The sequence below is a fragment of the Chthoniobacter sp. genome (assembly GCF_040003245.1).
GTDB lineage: Bacteria > Verrucomicrobiota > Verrucomicrobiia > Chthoniobacterales > Chthoniobacteraceae > Chthoniobacter.
Genome location: NZ_JBDUCX010000163.1, coordinates 1 through 15117, shown reverse-complemented (window position 1 = coordinate 15117; position 15117 = coordinate 1). Strand labels below are relative to the sequence as shown.

General features: G+C 62.7%; 16 protein-coding genes. 8 read left to right on the top strand and 8 right to left on the bottom strand.

Annotated features, from left to right (window positions below):
- Together purF and ABJF10_RS20425 are read right to left on the bottom strand one after the other, a co-directional pair.
- On the bottom strand, nt 1-1054 hold a 1054-nt coding region (purF, locus tag ABJF10_RS20430), incomplete at its 3' end, for an amidophosphoribosyltransferase (protein WP_348546457.1).
- Nucleotides 1055-1160: 106 nt separating this feature from the next.
- A complete protein-coding gene (locus ABJF10_RS20425) occupies nt 1161-2321 on the bottom strand; it encodes a hypothetical protein (RefSeq protein WP_348546456.1) in 1161 nt (386 codons plus the stop codon).
- Nucleotides 2322-2467: 146 nt separating this feature from the next.
- Between ABJF10_RS20425 and ABJF10_RS20420 the strand changes: the two genes are divergently transcribed.
- Entirely contained in the window at nt 2468-3268 is an 801-nt protein-coding gene (locus ABJF10_RS20420) for a ThuA domain-containing protein (protein WP_348546455.1), read from the top strand.
- 15 nt (nt 3269-3283) lie between these two features.
- On the opposite strand, the gene purL is transcribed toward ABJF10_RS20420, so the two are convergent.
- From purL to purS, 4 genes are all read right to left on the bottom strand, one after another.
- Nucleotides 3284-5533, bottom strand: a complete 2250-nt coding sequence (purL, locus tag ABJF10_RS20415) for a phosphoribosylformylglycinamidine synthase subunit PurL (protein WP_348546454.1) — start codon at nt 5531-5533, stop codon at nt 3284-3286.
- Nucleotides 5534-5545: 12 nt separating this feature from the next.
- Nucleotides 5546-6292, bottom strand: a complete 747-nt coding sequence (purQ, locus tag ABJF10_RS20410; RefSeq protein WP_348546453.1) for a phosphoribosylformylglycinamidine synthase subunit PurQ — start codon at nt 6290-6292, stop codon at nt 5546-5548.
- A 76-nt stretch (nt 6293-6368) separates the two neighbouring features.
- Entirely contained in the window at nt 6369-6560 is a 192-nt protein-coding gene (locus ABJF10_RS20405) for a YqaE/Pmp3 family membrane protein (protein ID WP_348546452.1), read from the bottom strand.
- 15 nt (nt 6561-6575) lie between these two features.
- Nucleotides 6576-6809: a phosphoribosylformylglycinamidine synthase subunit PurS gene (purS, locus tag ABJF10_RS20400; protein WP_348546451.1), complete on the bottom strand. Its 234-nt coding sequence runs from the start codon at nt 6807-6809 to the stop codon at nt 6576-6578.
- A gap of 111 nt (nt 6810-6920) precedes the next feature.
- Between purS and ABJF10_RS20395 the strand changes: the two genes are divergently transcribed.
- From ABJF10_RS20395 to ABJF10_RS20385, 3 genes are read left to right on the top strand one after another with little or no spacing between them, the layout of a single operon-like run.
- On the top strand, nt 6921-7730 hold the full coding sequence (locus ABJF10_RS20395) for a hypothetical protein (RefSeq protein ID WP_348546450.1): 810 nt from the start codon (nt 6921-6923) through the stop codon (nt 7728-7730).
- Complete coding sequence (locus ABJF10_RS20390; RefSeq protein ID WP_348546449.1) at nt 7727-8155, top strand: hypothetical protein; 429 nt, start codon at nt 7727-7729, stop codon at nt 8153-8155. The genes ABJF10_RS20395 and ABJF10_RS20390 overlap by 4 nt, the downstream gene beginning before the upstream one ends.
- Before the next feature lie 3 nt (nt 8156-8158).
- Nucleotides 8159-8629, top strand: a complete 471-nt coding sequence (locus ABJF10_RS20385) for an acetolactate synthase (RefSeq protein WP_348546448.1) — start codon at nt 8159-8161, stop codon at nt 8627-8629.
- On the opposite strand, the gene ABJF10_RS20380 is transcribed toward ABJF10_RS20385, so the two are convergent.
- Complete coding sequence (locus tag ABJF10_RS20380; RefSeq protein ID WP_348546447.1) at nt 8626-9228, bottom strand: HAD family phosphatase; 603 nt, start codon at nt 9226-9228, stop codon at nt 8626-8628. The two genes, ABJF10_RS20385 and ABJF10_RS20380, sit on opposite strands and share 4 nt — an antisense overlap.
- 61 nt (nt 9229-9289) lie before the next feature.
- Nucleotides 9290-10699 (bottom strand): sulfatase-like hydrolase/transferase, encoded by a 1410-nt coding sequence (locus ABJF10_RS20375; protein WP_348546446.1) that lies wholly within the window; start codon nt 10697-10699, stop codon nt 9290-9292.
- Between the two features lie 102 nt (nt 10700-10801).
- On the opposite strand from ABJF10_RS20375, the gene ABJF10_RS20370 reads away from it, so the two are divergent.
- From ABJF10_RS20370 to ABJF10_RS20355, 4 genes are all read left to right on the top strand, one after another.
- Nucleotides 10802-11215, top strand: coding sequence for a DUF485 domain-containing protein (locus ABJF10_RS20370; protein WP_348546445.1), 414 nt, complete (start codon nt 10802-10804; stop codon nt 11213-11215).
- A gap of 82 nt (nt 11216-11297) precedes the next feature.
- The gene (locus ABJF10_RS20365) at nt 11298-12872 is read left to right on the top strand and encodes a cation acetate symporter (protein ID WP_348546458.1); all 1575 of its coding nucleotides are present in this window, start codon (nt 11298-11300) and stop codon (nt 12870-12872) included.
- A 129-nt stretch (nt 12873-13001) separates the two neighbouring features.
- A complete protein-coding gene (gene hemW, locus ABJF10_RS20360; protein WP_348546444.1) occupies nt 13002-14099 on the top strand; it encodes a radical SAM family heme chaperone HemW in 1098 nt (365 codons plus the stop codon).
- A gap of 10 nt (nt 14100-14109) precedes the next feature.
- Nucleotides 14110-15117: NAD(P)/FAD-dependent oxidoreductase (locus ABJF10_RS20355; protein ID WP_348546443.1), on the top strand; the 1008-nt coding region annotated here is incomplete at its 3' end.

Here is a 15117-nt window from a genome sequence, read left to right as displayed (position 1 = left end):
CCACCACGACCACCCGTTTGTCGTGCACGGCTTCCTTGATGAGGTTGAGCTTCACCCGCACATTGAAGTCGCGAATGAGCTGCGTGGGCTGAAGGAAGGTGCGCCCGATGTAGTGATTGCGGACGAAAGCGTGGTTGTAGGGGATGTTCAACTCCTCGGCGAAACCGAGCGCGGCGTAGTTGCCCGAATCGGGCACGGGGACGACGAGATCGGCCTCGGCCGGGTGCAGGCGGGCGAGTTCGCGACCCATGGCGGTGCGGACGCGGGCGACGTTGATGTCGTTGATGATCGAGTCCGGTCGCGCGAAATAAACATACTCGAACATGCAGAAGGCCTTGCGCTCCTGCTTGAAGGGAAACTCGGAACGGATGCCCTTTTCATCGATGATCACGACCTCGCCGGGCTCGAGCTCACGGACGAATTCGGCATGGATCAAGTCGAACGCGCACGTCTCGCTGGAAAGCACCCAGGCGCCTTCCAGCTTGCCGAGGGCCAGCGGGCGGAAGCCAAAGGGATCACGCACACCGATGATCTCGCGCTCGCTCATCAGCACGAGCGAATAGGCGCCCTGGATGCGGCGCAGCGCGGCGAGCACGCTGTTCGTCCCGTTGGGCTGGGCGAGGAGGTGCAGGATGATCTCGCTATCGACAGTGGTCTGGAAGATGGAGCCACGGTGCTCGAGTTCATCGCGCAACACGGCGGCATTCACGAGATTGCCATTGTGGCCGATGGCGAGCTGGCCGCGCCCCGTGCTGAACATGAGCGGCTGCGCATTGAGCAACGTGCTGGAGCCGGTGGTGGAATAGCGGACGTGGCCGACGGCGCGCGTGCCCTTGAGCCGTTCGAGGTCGTCCGCCTTGAAGACCTGGGAGACGAGGCCCATGTCGACGTGGCGCACGAAAGGGGTGTTGGGGCCGGTAGCGGTAACGATGCCCGCGCTCTCCTGCCCACGGTGCTGCAAGGCGAAGAGGCCGTAGTAGGTCAGGACGGCGGCATTCGGATGACCAAAAACGGCGAATACGCCGCACTCATGGGTGGGTTTGTGGTGCTTCACGCGGGATCGAGCGAACCGCGAGACTAGCGCGCAACGAAGGCGGGTCAAGCGGCACACCCTTAAAAATGTTTTTCGTGATTTTTTGCTTTCCGATGGGCGATCTTTCTTATCGCAACTCGGGGCGGTCGAGATCCACGTTCGTGCTCTTGGGGACGATGGCTCTGGCGGCGAAGCGGAAGAGGCGGGGCAGGAAATCGATGGCGAACATGCCGACGATATAGAGAACTCCCACCGCCATCGCCCACGGCATGTATTCCACGAATGCCGCATTGCGAGCGCGCGATGGCCCTTTCACGCGAGGCGGATCGCCGTCGACATAGACGACATCCACTTTTTCGCCAGCCTCACGGGGCGGTACGTAGAATTCGGCGCCCTCCAGCGTCACGGTCTGGGGGCGGCCGGTCGGGTCGCGATACGCAATGTGATACATCTCGCGACGTTGGGTCGGATCGTCGGGCATGTGCCGGCGCACGCTCTCCGGGCCGAGATCGAGATACTTTTTGCGCGGCACATCTTCCATCGAGATGAACTGGCCTTCGAGAGTCGGGGCCCCGTTCCAGAGCTGCATTTCCTTAAAACCTTTGCGCCCGATGAAGGCGAGCAGGCCGATGCAGACCCACACCAGGATGGTATTCAAATACGAGCCGGGCGCTTTCGGCGTCGGGGTCGGATCCGCGGCGCTGGTGTTCTGCGGGACTTTGCTGCGCAAGTAATCCTCCAGGTCGGGCCGCTTCGAGAGCTGCCGCTGTGCTTCGGTGACCGGGCCGGCAAATTTCGCCGGCAGGTCGCGGGTCTCGCGCCAGGCAATGTCCATCACGCCGCCCTGCCAGATCACCAATCCCAATCCGCGATCGGGCAGCCACACGGTGGCATTTTCGAGCAGTTGCTCATCGGTGAATGGGCCGGCCGGCACGTCGCCCGGCTCGGGAAAGGGTTCCTCGGTGGCGTCGTTCGCTTCCCACATCGGCGTCTGCGCCAGCGGTTCCAGGGAGCGCAGGGCTTCGTCGAGCAATCCGTCCAGCGGGCGGCCCTGCCAGACAATGGTGCCGTCCGTGGCCATCTGGCGCAGGCGCTGGGCGCCCTCGACTTCAAACCAGAACGAGATGTACTGCTCGCTGACTTCGGCACTGAGTTGGCCATCGCCGTAAGTTTTTCCGGTAATTCCCAACTGCTGCAATTTATCCGTTACTTCCGCGCGCGTCATTCCCAGGCGGAAGCCGAACCAGTTGTCGAGGTGGGCGATATCGAAGGGCGGTTGATCGGACATGCGATGGAAGGGTGTGGACGGAAACCGCGAGGGAGTGCCGTGAAATATCAGCGGCAACGGGGATTTAACCGCTGTGGTTCACCGATGGCAATGCGGCTCGCACGAAAACGCTTGGCCGCGCGCGGCATTTTGCCATCGTGCGTCCCATGAGATCCCCCCTTCTCGCCTTTCTCCTCGCTTTGCTCTGCGCCGTGGCCGCCGTGCAAGCGGCAGAGCCCAAGCACGTTCTGCTCGTCGGCCAGGGTCCGGACGGACACCCCACGGGCACCCATGAATTCATGCTCGGCGTGCAACTCATCGCCAAACTGCTGGCGCCCTACAAGGGCCAGATCGAGACGACTATCGTGAAGGCGGACGAACCGTGGGCGGAGGGTCCGGGGCTCATCGACAAGGCGGATGGCATCGTGTTCATGGTCACGCAAGGCGCGCAGTGGATGCAGAACGATCCGCAGCGTTACGCGGCGTTTCAGCGCTTTTGCGCGCGCCAGGGTGCGCTCGTGGGGTTGCACTGGTCCATCGGGGCCAAGGACGCGCAATACATTCCCGGGCAGCTCGCCCTGCTCGGCGGCACACGCGGCGGCACGCAGCGCAAATACAAGGTGCTCGAACGGGAGGTGCATCTCGTGGAACCGGCGCATCCCGTGCTCGCGGGGATGAAGGATTTCAAGATCGACGATGAATGGTACTATCACCTCGACCTGCAACCGCCGTCGCCGGGTTTTCACCCGCTCTTCAGCGTGAACCTCGATGACAAGGACGAGACGGTCTGCTGGGCGTGGGACCGCCCGGACGGCGGGCGCTCGTTCGGTTTCGTCGGCATCCATTTCCACAAGAATTGGGAGCGCATCGAGTATCGCCGGCTGGTGAGCCAGGCGATCCTGTGGTCGCTGAGGCTGCCGATTCCGGAAGGCGGACTGAAGGACGAGCAACTGGCGGTGATGCCGTAAGGCCGGCGCCTTTCCCTACGCGCTCATCGCCTTGGCGATGCTGTCGTACCACGCGGTGCGCAGTTCGGCCATGGGCCAGGCGAGGGTGGTGCCATTGGCAGTGATCTTGAGCAGATCGCCTCCGACGGTGCCGATGCGGCGCGCCGGGATGCCGCGCAACTCCAGGAGCATGATGATCGTACTGACATCCGTCGGCTTCACGCTGAGGACGACACGGCCTTGGGTTTCGTTGAACAGGAGCTGATCGAGACGCAGGCCGGTGTCGCCGAGTTCGATGACCGCGCCGAGCGGGAGCACCGGCGGGTTCGGATGCGCGAGGATCGACTCCACGAGGGCGACGCCGAGGCCGCCTTCGCTGAGGTCGTGCGCGCTCTTGACGAGGTGCGACTTGATGAGGGCGCGCAGGCCATCGTGCATGGCGCGTTCTTTCTTGAAATCGAGCGCGGGAACGGGGCCGACCTTTTGTCCATGGACGACCTTGAGGAAATGCGACGCGCCGAGTTCGTTGCCGAAGCCGCCGATCAGCACGATCGCATCACCCTGCGCCTTGAAATAGGAAGACGTAACGTGCTTCTCATCCTCGATGAGGCCGACCATGCCGACTGTGGGCGTCGGATCGATCGCCCCCGCCGGGCTCTCGTTGTAGAGGCTCACGTTACCGCCGGTGACGGGCACGTTGAATGCGCGGCAGCCTTCGGCGAGTCCTTCCACGCTTTCGCGGAGCTGCCAGAAATTCTCCGGCTTGTGCGGATTGCCGAAATTGAGGTTGTCGGTCACCGCGAGCGGAGTCGCCCCGGCACAAGCGAGATTGCGCGCGCCTTCGGCAATGGCGATGCGGGCGCCCTGTCGCGGGTCGAGCGAGCAATAAAGCCCGTTGCAATCGCTCGTCGCGGCGAGGAGTTTGTTCGCCTCGCGGACGAGGAAGACGGCGGAATCGGAACCGGGCAGTACCACGGTGCCCGCGCGCACGGTGTGGTCGTATTGACGATAGACCCAGTTCTTCGAGGCGATGCTCGGATGCGCGAGCAGCGCGAGCAACGCGGTGTGGTTGTCCGTCTCGGGCAATTTCGCGAGATCGAGTTGCGGCGGTGTGGCTTTCGCCTTCGCTTCGCGATCGTAGAGTGGCGCTTCGTCGGCGAGCTGGCGCGCGGGAATCTCGGCGACGACTTTGCCGTGGTTGAGCACGCGCATCATGCCGTCATCCTTGACCACGCCGACTTCCGCGTAGGGCAGGTCCCACTTGGCAAAGATGTCGCACACGGTCTGTTCGTGGCCTTTCTTGACGATGATGAGCATGCGCTCTTGCGACTCGCTGAGCATCGTCTCGTAAGGCGTCATGCCGGTTTCGCGTTGCGGGACTTTGGCAAGGTCGATCTCGACACCGGTGCCACCGCGGCTGGCGGTTTCGCAGGTCGAGCACGTGAGGCCCGCTGCGCCCATGTCCTGGATGCCGGCCACCGCATCGGTGGCGAGCAGTTCGAGGCAGGCTTCGAGCAAAAGTTTTTCGCGGAACGGATCACCGACCTGCACCGCCGGGCGGTCTTCCTTCGATTCCTCGGTGAGATCACGCGAGGCGAACGCCGCACCGGCGAGGCCATCCCGCCCTGTTTCCGCACCGACGTAGAAGACCGGGTTGCCCACGCCCTTGGCCGCGCCACGCGCGATCTGCTCGTGCTTGAGGATGCCGAGGTTGAAGACATTGACCAGCGGGTTGCCGTCGTAGCTTTCGTCGAAATAGATCTCCCCGCCGATGGTCGGGATGCCGATGCAATTCCCGTAGTGGGCGATGCCAGAAACGACGCCCGCGAACAGGCGGCGGTTCGTCTTCACATTCGCGCTGTCCCCGGTGATCGGCCCGAAACGCAACGAGTTCAGCGAGAACACCGGGCGCGCGCCCATGGTGAAGATGTCGCGAATGATCCCGCCGACGCCGGTGGCCGCCCCTTGGAACGGCTCAACCGCACTGGGGTGGTTGTGGCTCTCCATCTTGAACGCAATGGCCCAGCCGTCGCCGATGTCGATGACCCCGGCGTTTTCCTCCCCCGCCTTCACCAGCACGCGTTCGCCGGTGGTCGGGAATTTGCGCAGTTCCTTCCGCGAATTCTTATACGAGCAGTGCTCGCTCCACATTACGGAAAAAATGCCGAGTTCGGTATAGTTCGGCTCACGCTTCAGGATCGTCTTGATGCGCTCATATTCGTCCGGCGTGAGGCCGTGCTTGGCAACGAGTGCGGGGGTGATGGCGGGGTCTGCTGTGCTGCTCATTAAATCAAAGTGTTAGGTCAGCGACCGACTGGTCGTGGGAAGGGCGGCTTCCTGGGCGTCCAGCGAACCGGTACCGCCAAGCGAACTCAGGATGGATTCGAAAATGATGCGCCCGTCGTCGCTGCCGAGGCGGGAGTCACACGCGCGCTCGGGGTGCGGCATGAGACCGAACACGTTACGCCCTTCGTTAACGATGCCAGCGATGCTCTCGATCGACCCGTTCGGGTTGGCGGAATCCAGCGCCGAGCCACCCGCGTCGACGTAACGCAAAAGAATGCGGCCCTGCAGTTCGAGTTGACGGATCGTCGCAGGATCCGCCACGTAGCCGCCCTCGCCGTGGGCAATGGGAAGGCGCAGCGTGGCGCCGGTGCGGCAAAGATGCAGGAACGGATTGGCGACGTCCTCCACCCGCACATGCTGATGCTGGCAGACGAAATGCAGCGAGCGATTGCGGATGAGCGCGCCGGGTAGCAAGCCAGCTTCGCAAAGGATCTGGAAGCCGTTGCAGATTCCGAGCAGGAGCTTGCCGTCCGCCGCATGCTCCTTCACGGCCTGCATGATCGGAGAGAAGCGCGCGATAGCCCCGCAGCGAAGGTAATCGCCATAGGAGAATCCGCCAGGCAGGACGACGAGATCGTAACCGGCGACGGAAGTGTCCTTGTGCCAGACGTAATCGGTGGTGACACCGAGTTCGGTGAGGGCGAGGACACAGTCCTGGTCGCAATTGGAACCGGGGAAGCGGATGACGGCAGCTTTCAAAGGAAGAAGTGGATAGTTGAGAGTGGAAGGTGGATCGCCGCCGCCGGTGGGCGATGGCGTCGGGTAAAAAGGGCGCCTACTGTCTTAGGTCGTGGGCGATTTTCTGGAGGCGTTGTTCGTTCTTGTAGTCGCTGACGACGAAGAAGGCATGGATGACGCCGGGCAACCAGCCAAAGAGGGTGAGCACGAGACTGAGGAAGAAGCTGCCGATGCGCCCAGTCAGCAGCACCGCGAGTGGTGGGAGCAGGACACAGAGAAAGAAGAGCATGGCGGCGGGTGCCGTTTAGCTTTCGACCACCAGCTTGTAGTCCTCGATGACGGGGTTGCTGAGCAGGTCGCGGCAGACCTCGTGGAGTTGCGCCTCGGTCTGCGAGCCGTCGAGCTCGAGCTCGATGAACTTGCCGACACGGGCGGATTTCACGGCCGGCAGACCGTGATGATGGATCGCGTCGCGGACCGCCACCCCCTGCGGGTCGAGCACACTTTGTTTGGGCAACACGATGACTTTGGCTTTCATAGGTCGGGCAGACTACGGACGGTGCGCGCGCCTGCCAACGGGAATTTTTCGGGGATGTATTCCAAGAAATTGCCGGGTGACAAGCGGCGCGCCGTTTGTTTATCGTGCTGCATGATTTGGAATTTTCGCCCGCTTGCGGGCAGCCTCGCATTCGTCTGTTTATGCGCCTCCGCAGCCGCCGAAGCGACGCCGCTCACCCCCGAAGAAATGGCCGGCGCCGCGCGTACCGATGGACTGTCCATCCCGATGCCCGGCGAATTCATGGCCTCCCTGAACAAGCTCGGCAAGATCGACTGGACCTCAAAATTTCGCATTCCGATCGGCACGAATTACACCAGCCGCCCGCAGATGGCGCTGAATCTGGGCGGTCTGATCGCGGACGGCTACATCGCGATCGAGGCCCAGGACCAGATGCAGGTAAAGAACATCGGGCGCGATGTCCTGACCCTCGCCAAGGCACTCGGCGTGAGCAAGGACGTGCTGGAGCGCAGCGGCAGCATCGCCAATTTTGCCGAAAAGAGCCAATGGGACCAGCTCAAGGAAGAGATGGAAGCCACGCAGAATGAGGTAAAGCAATCCATGGCCGAAGCCAAGGACCAGGATCTCGTCACCCTCGTGACCGTCGGCGGCTGGCTGCGCGGCCTGGAAGTCATCAGCGGCCAGATCGGCGCCCACTATACGGAGACCGGGGGCAAGCTCCTCCGCCAACCGGGTATTGCTCTCTTTCTCAATCAGCACCTCGACAAGCTGCCGGAGAAAACCAAGGATGATGCCAGCGTGAAAATGGTGCGCAAGAAGATGGCGGACATCGAGCGCCTCATCGCCTTCCCTCTCGACAAGGCCCCGACCGTCGACGAGGTAAAGGAACTGAACAAGCTCACCACCGACACTTTGAAGGACATTTCCAAGAAACAAAAATGAAACGCCTGTTCCTGACTCTCGTCTGCGCCCTTTCCACCGCGGCCGCGCTGCACGCCGCGACCGATGGCGAAGTGGCCGCACGCCGCACCGCGCTCGATACCGCCGGAGCGTTCACCAATGATGGCTTCAAGCTGCGCGACGGCCACTGGGCGGGCGACTTCGCCCCCGGCAAGCCGAAGATCATCCAGGTGAATCTTTACGCCGGCAACCAATACTACTTCACCGTCGGCGCCACCGCGCCGGCCAAGAAGGTGCTCGTCACGGTTTACGACGAAACCGGCAAGCCCATCGCGAGCGAGCCGTATCAGGACACCTCCGTCGCCGCCATCGGTTTCTCGCCGGACAATAGCGGCATTTTCTTCGTCAAGGTCGAGGTAGTCGAAGGCGCCGCCGCGGACTTCTGTCTCGTTTACAGTTACAAGTAGCCGATGCCCGCCGAGCCCAAACCTGTCGCGGAATCCCTCAGTGGACCGCGCGTCACGCAGTTTTCCATCTTTCTCTCCAATCGCGTCGGTGCGCTGCTCGACGTGGTGCGGGTGCTTAACGAACGCAACATCCACGTCCTGGCCATCAGCGTGCAGGATTCGGCGGATACCGCGATCGTGCGCATCGTCGTGAGCGATCCCGAGAGCGTGCAGCAGATGTTCATCGAGCACGCCATCCCCTTCTCCATCTGCGACCTCGTCGTGGTGGAACTCAAGGAGGGCGCCACGGAACTCGGCCGCTTGCTGGCCGCGCTCCTCGCCGCCGAGTGCAATATCTTCGGCAGCTACGCACTCATCACCCGTCCGCGTGGCCGCCCGGCGCTCGCGTTGCACGTCGAGGACAATGAGTGCGCGGTCTCCGTCCTGCGCTCGCAATCGTTCACGATCCTGAGCCAGTCGGATATCTCGCGCTAGCTGACGCCCGCTGCGGCGAGCTGCGCGAGGAGCGCCTCGTGCTGGTCGTAGTGGTAGTGATGCGTGTGGAAGCCCAGCGCGCGGGCCGTCTCGATATTCGGCAGCAGATCGTCGATAAAAAACGTGCTCGCTGAATCGAGGCCCAATTGCCGCTGGGCGATTTCGTAAATCGGGCGGCCGGGCTTGGACGCCTTCGCCTCGTAGCTGTAGGCGCCCGCGGTGAAACGATGGAAAAAGGGATACCGCCGGAAAACGTATTCCCGGTGGATGTCGCTCGTATTGCTCAGGAGGTAGAGCGGGAAACGCCCGTGCAATTTCTCCACCAAGGCCACCATCGGCTCGTTGGGCGTGAAGATATCCTCCCACGCCGCGACAAACTCCGCCTCCGTCCCGCGATAGCGCAACACATCGAAAGCCCCGCGCAGGAACGCCGCCCGGTCGAGCTGCCCGTCCTCGTAGGCCAGCTTGATCTGGTCGATGCGGGCCATCACTTCCACCGGATCGTGCACCTCGCCTTGCTCGGCCAGTTTCCGCAAGGCCACCGAGAAGTCGAACTTGAGCAGGACGTTACCAATATCGAAAAGAAAAGCGCGAATCATGCGGCGGCGTGTGTCGGGTGTCGGGGAAACGGTGTCAAGCCGGCAGGCGGGACGGCCAGGGTCAATAATCGCGGAAGGGGCCGCGCGGCTCGGAGGCGTCCATCTCCGCCCGCCAGGCATCGAAGCGGGCCTTCACCTGCGCCAGTTCCGCAGGCTTCTGTGGCGCCAGATCCTTGGTCTCGCCGAGGTCGCTCGCCAGGTCAAACAGTCCGCCGCCCTTGGCCGAGTCGACCCACTTCCACTGGCCGACGCGAGCCGCTCGATCACTGCGCCGCTGCCAGAACATTTCAGTGCGGGACGATTTTTTCGCGCCGCTGAGGACAGGCCAGGCGTCGAAGCCATCGAGCTTCAAGCCCGGCGGTGTCTGCGCGCCGGAAACCCCGGCCAGCGTCGGCCAGACCTCGAGGGAGGAGAGGAATTCATCGGTGACCCTGCCGGCCGGCAACCGACCCGGCCACGACGCGACGAACGGCACCCGCAGCCCTCCTTCCCACATCGTGGATTTCTGTCCGCGCAGCGGGGCATTGCCGCCATTGCCGGAGCCGCCATTGTCCGAGAAAAAGAGAATCAAAGTATTCTCGCGCTGTCCCTGCTTCTCCAGCTGCGCAACAACTTCGCCGATGGCGTCATCCATGCACGAGACGGCGCCATAGTACCTGGCGAGCTTTTCGCTGGCGACCTTCCTGCGATACATGGCGGTATAATTTTCGGGCGCCTGCACGCCCTCCGTCTCTTTCGCCTCGCCCGTGATTTCCTTTTTCTCCGCGGCCACCGAGGCAAAAGACGAGGCGCCGTGGGGTGCGTTGAAGGCCAGGTAGAGAAACCACGGCCGGTCATCCTTGGCGCGAACGAAGTCGAGTGCCTCGCGTTTGAAAAGGTCGGTGGCGTAGATGCCGCGATCTGCGTCGCTGCGCTCATTGTTCACAAAGAGCGAGGGCACGCCGTAGCGCTCATGCGTGTAGTAGTCGATGCCGTTATTGCCATGCCCGTAAAAGGAATCGAAGCCCCGCTGCAGGGGGAGAAAGCGCCGCGCCTGGCCCATGTCCCACTTCCCGACCATGCCCGTGCGATAGCCCGCGCTGCGGAGCAAGTTGCCGAGCGTCTGCTCCCGCACGTCCAGTCCAAGAGTCATCTCGGGCGAGACGGCATATTCATCGGGCGTGTAGCGATGGCCGTAATTGACGAGATCGTTGCGGATCATGTCGTACAGACCATTGCGCTGCGGGTATCGGCCCGTGAGCAGACTGCCCCGCGAGGGAGTGCAAGCGGACCACGCGACGTAGAAGTTGGTGGCGCGCACGCCCTCGGCGGCCAGGCGATCGAGATGCGGTGTCAGGACCGGCTTCGTCCCGATGCAACTGAGATCGGGGTAGCCCTGGTCGTCGCTGACAATCAGCAGGATATTCGGCCGCTCCGCGGCATGCAGTGCGACGGTGAGGAAAAACACGACACCGAGAATCCGGGGGATCATTCTGATAATATTCCATGGCTTCGTCGGCATCGTCGAATCAAATCTGAAAATGGCCGCGTGCATGCTGGACAGCACCGGGCGCAGTCGATACAGACAAGCGCCATGAGCTCCCAGACACCTCGCGATTTCACTCCGGAATCCGCTGCCCCGACGGACATCGCCCCTCTCGGTCGCACCGGTTCCAAGCCCGCCCATGAAATGACTGCCGAAGAAGAACGCGGCAGCGTCGATTGGGACGTCATCGCCGCCGATGCGGATTTCAAGAAGCTGCTCGCCGCGAAGATCCGCTTCATCCTGCCGATGACGATTTTTTTCCTCGTCTACTACTTTACGCTCCCGGTGCTGGTCGGCTGGTTTCCCGACTTCATGAAAACGAGAGTTGGAAATGTGAATGTGGCGTATCTTTTCGCGTTCTCGCAATTTTTCATGGCCTGGATCGTCGCCGGCATTTACGTGAGCAAGGCGGCTGGTTGGGACAAAGACGCGGCGGCCGTCCTCGCAAAATTCAAGAAATAGGAACCCTCTCATGAACCTCTTCCCATTGCTTCCGCTCGCCGAGGCCGCACCTGCGGCACCTGTGAATTACACGGCGCTCTTTATGTTCGTCGGCTTCGTCGCCGCCACACTGGTCATCACCTATTTCAGCGCCCGCAAGGCGTCCGGTTCGAATGCTTATTTCGCCGCCGGCCGTCGCATTACCGGCTGGCAAAATGGCCTCGCCGTCGCCGGCGATTATATGAGTGCCGCGAGCTTCCTGGGCATCGCCGGCATGATCGCGCTTTCCGGCTACGATGGCTTTCTCTATTCCGTCGGCTTCCTCGTCGCCTATCTGACTGTGCTCCTGCTCGTCGCCGAGCCGCTGCGCAATGCCGGCAAATACACCATGGCCGATGTGCTCGCCTATCGCCTCAGCCCGCGCCCCGTGCGAGCGATCGCTTCGCTGAGCACGATCATCGTCTCCACCTTTTACATGATCGCGCAGATGGTCGGCGCCGGCGATCTCGTGAAGGCGCTCATCGGTAGCGTGATTTCCTACAACGAAGCCGTGTGTATCGTCGGTGTCCTGATGATCGTTTACGTCGTCTTCGGCGGCATGATTGCCACGACCTGGGTGCAAATCGTCAAGGCGATCCTGCTCATGAGTGGCAGCGTCTTCCTCAGCGTGCTCGTGATGAGCAAATTCCATTTCAGCATCAGCGAATTCTTCGGTTCGCTCTCGCACATCACCTCGCACAAGGGGGACGCGGTCATCACCTCGGATTTCCTCACGCCCGGCATGAAGTTCAAGAACCCACTGGACTTTATATCGCTTTCCCTTGCCCTCGTCTTTGGCACCGCTGGGCTGCCGCACATTCTGATCCGCTTTTACACCGTGCCCGACGCCAAGACCGCCCGCGCCTCCGTGGTCTGGGCGATGGTCCTCATCGGCGTCTTCTATATCATGACGACGTTCTTCGGCTTCGGCGCCGCCAGTCTGCTCGGCCCTGATTTCATCGGCAAGAATGGCGGCGGCAACATGGCCGCACCGCTGCTCGCCCGCGAAGTCGGTGGCAATTTGTTCTTCGCCTTCATCAGCGCCGTCGCGTTCGCCACCATCCTCGCCGTTGTCGCCGGATTGACGATCAGCGCCAGCTCTTCGTTTGCGCACGATTTCTTCACGAACGTCATCCATCACGGCAAGGAACAGAAACCTGGCGAGGAAGTCCGCGTCGCGCGCATTACCGCGTTTGTGGTCGGGGCCATATCCATCGTGCTGGCCATCGGCCTCGGGCCGAATGCCAACGTCGCCTTCCTCGTCGGCCTGGCCTTTGCCGTCGCAGCGAGCGCCAATCTGCCGGTGATTCTCTTTTCCATCTTCTGGAAGCGCTTCAACACCGCTGGGGCCGTCTCCGGTCTGGCCGTCGGTCTCATCAGTTCGATTGGTCTGATCATCATCAGCCCCACGATCATGACCATTGATGCCGCGACGGTGGCCCCCGCCGCCCGCCATCTGATCCAGCACGCGCCCCTATTCACGTTGACGAACCCCGGGATCATTTCCATCCCTCTCGGCTTCCTGGCCGCGATCATCGGCACGCTCTGCTCGCGTGAACCCAGTGCGGAAGAGAAGTTTACCGAGCTCACCGTCCGCGCGAATACCGGTCTGGGTTCAGAAAAGGCGACGGCCCACTAGGCTGACCATCGCTGGATTTCGGCCAGAAAAGGCGAAAGAGGCCATGCAGCCCATGGATGGCCACGCCAGGTGTCTGCGTTTCCCTTCGTGCCTTTGTGACTTCGTGGTTATATTGGGCGGGTCGTGTCCGTGATCAGGCATCTTTACTTCCACATCCCCTTCTGCCCGAAGCTCTGCCCCTATTGCTGTTTTTATGTCGAGACGGGCACGCAGAACAAGACGACCCGCTTTCTGGATGCGCTGCTGCGGGAGGTCGAAGCGGCGCAGGCGACGCACGATCTTCAACCGGAGACGATCTACTTCGGCGGCGGCACGCCGAGCGCGCTGACTTGTGAGCAGCTGGAATACTTGCTCGGCGGGCTGCGGGCGCGTCTCGACTTGAGTGCGCTGCGCGAATGGACCTTTGAGGTGAATCCGGCCACCGTCCGCGCGGACAAGGCGCGAGTGCTGCGGGACGCCGGCGTTTCGCGGATCAGCCTCGGCGTGCAGTCTTGGGACGATGGGCTGTTGAAAACGCTCGGGAGAATTCACGACTCAGAGCAGGCCGAGAAGACCTACGGAATCCTGCGCGAGGCCGGCTTCGACAATATCAATATCGACCTCATGTTTGCCGTTCCCGGCCAGTCGGTCGCACAGTGGCAGGCCACCCTCGACCGCACCATCGCCCTGCGCCCCGAGCACGTCTCGTCCTACTGCCTGACCTACGAGGAGGACACCGAGTATTTCCGGCAGCTCAAGCTCGGCACTTTTCGGCAGGACGACGACCGGGATGTCGCCCTGTTTGAGACGACCATCGATACGCTGACTGCCGCCGGATTTGGCCATTACGAGATTTCCAACTACGCACGGCCGGGTTTCGAATCGACCCACAATTTCGCCTACTGGCAGGGCGCGGATTATCTCGGATTCGGGCCCAGTGCCTTTTCCACGATCGGCCTGCGCCGCTGGCAAATCGTGCCCGACACCGCCGGATACACCGAGCGCACGCTGGCCAATGAGAACACCGTGCACTTTACCGAAGAACTCACGGAAGCCACTCGGGCCGGGGAGATCGCGGCGTTCGCCATGCGCACTCGCGACGGTATCGCCACCGACGCGCTGGGCCGCTGGGGTAAGGAAATGCGGGAGTTTCATGAGCTGGGATTTGTCGAGCATCGCGATGGCCGCACGGTGCTGACGCGCCGCGGCAAGCTCATGGCGGACTCCGTGGCCGAGGCTTTCGTCTAGGCGCCGTCGCATGGACTATGATGTCGCCATCATCGGCGCGGGGCCGGCGGGCTCGACCTGCGCGGCACATTGCGCACAAGCGGGCTGGCGGACGCTGCTCATCGAGAAGGCGCGCTTTCCCCGGGACAAGGTCTGCGGCGACTGCGTCAATCCCGCCTGCTGGCCGGTGCTGGATCGCCTGGGCGTCACTGAGCGCGTGCGGGCGCAACCCCACGCGCAGCTCGCGGAAGTGGCCTTCATCAGCCCGCGGGGGCGCACCTTGCGTCTGCCGTTGGCGCCCTCCGAGCGCGGCGAGATCGCCATTCCCCGGCGCTTGCTGGATGCCGTCCTGCTCGACCGCGCCCGGGAGCTGGGCGCGGAGGTCCACGAGGACGCTCCCCTCACCTCCTTGGAAAAGGGGTGGCGCTTGCAAACGACGCGCGGGGCATTTTCCGCCCGCTACTTGATCGCCGCAGACGGCCGAAACTCCACGGTCGCCCGCTTGCTCGGCCTCCTCCCGTCCGCCGCGAAGGATCGCATCGGCCTCCAGACGCACCTGCCGAGACCGCCCGAAATGCGCGGACGGGTAGCCATGCATTTCCTACCCTTCGGCTACTGCGGCATGAACGACGTAGGCAACGACCTGTTCAATCTCTGCCTCGTCGCCCGGCCGGAGCACCTGCCCGACTTGAAGGCTTGGGCCGGGAGCCGCTTCGCCATCCCAGCAGACGTGGCGTGGCGCACCATCACACCGCTGAGCCGCGCGCCCATTCCAGCCGTGCACGAGAACCTGCTCGTCATCGGCGATGCCGCGCGCGTCGTGGAGCCGTTCACCGGCGAAGGTATCTACTACGCACTCGCGTCTGGGGAATTGGCCGCGCGCCATCTGCTTGCGAAAGACCTGCCCGGTTTCGCCGCGGCGCACGCGCGGCTGTATCGCGGGCGCCTCTGGATCAACGAGCTCGCCCGCGCCGCAGTGCTGCGTCCGTGGCTGGCCAATGGCATCCTGGAGCTTGCCCATCTCTTTCCCCAAGCCCTC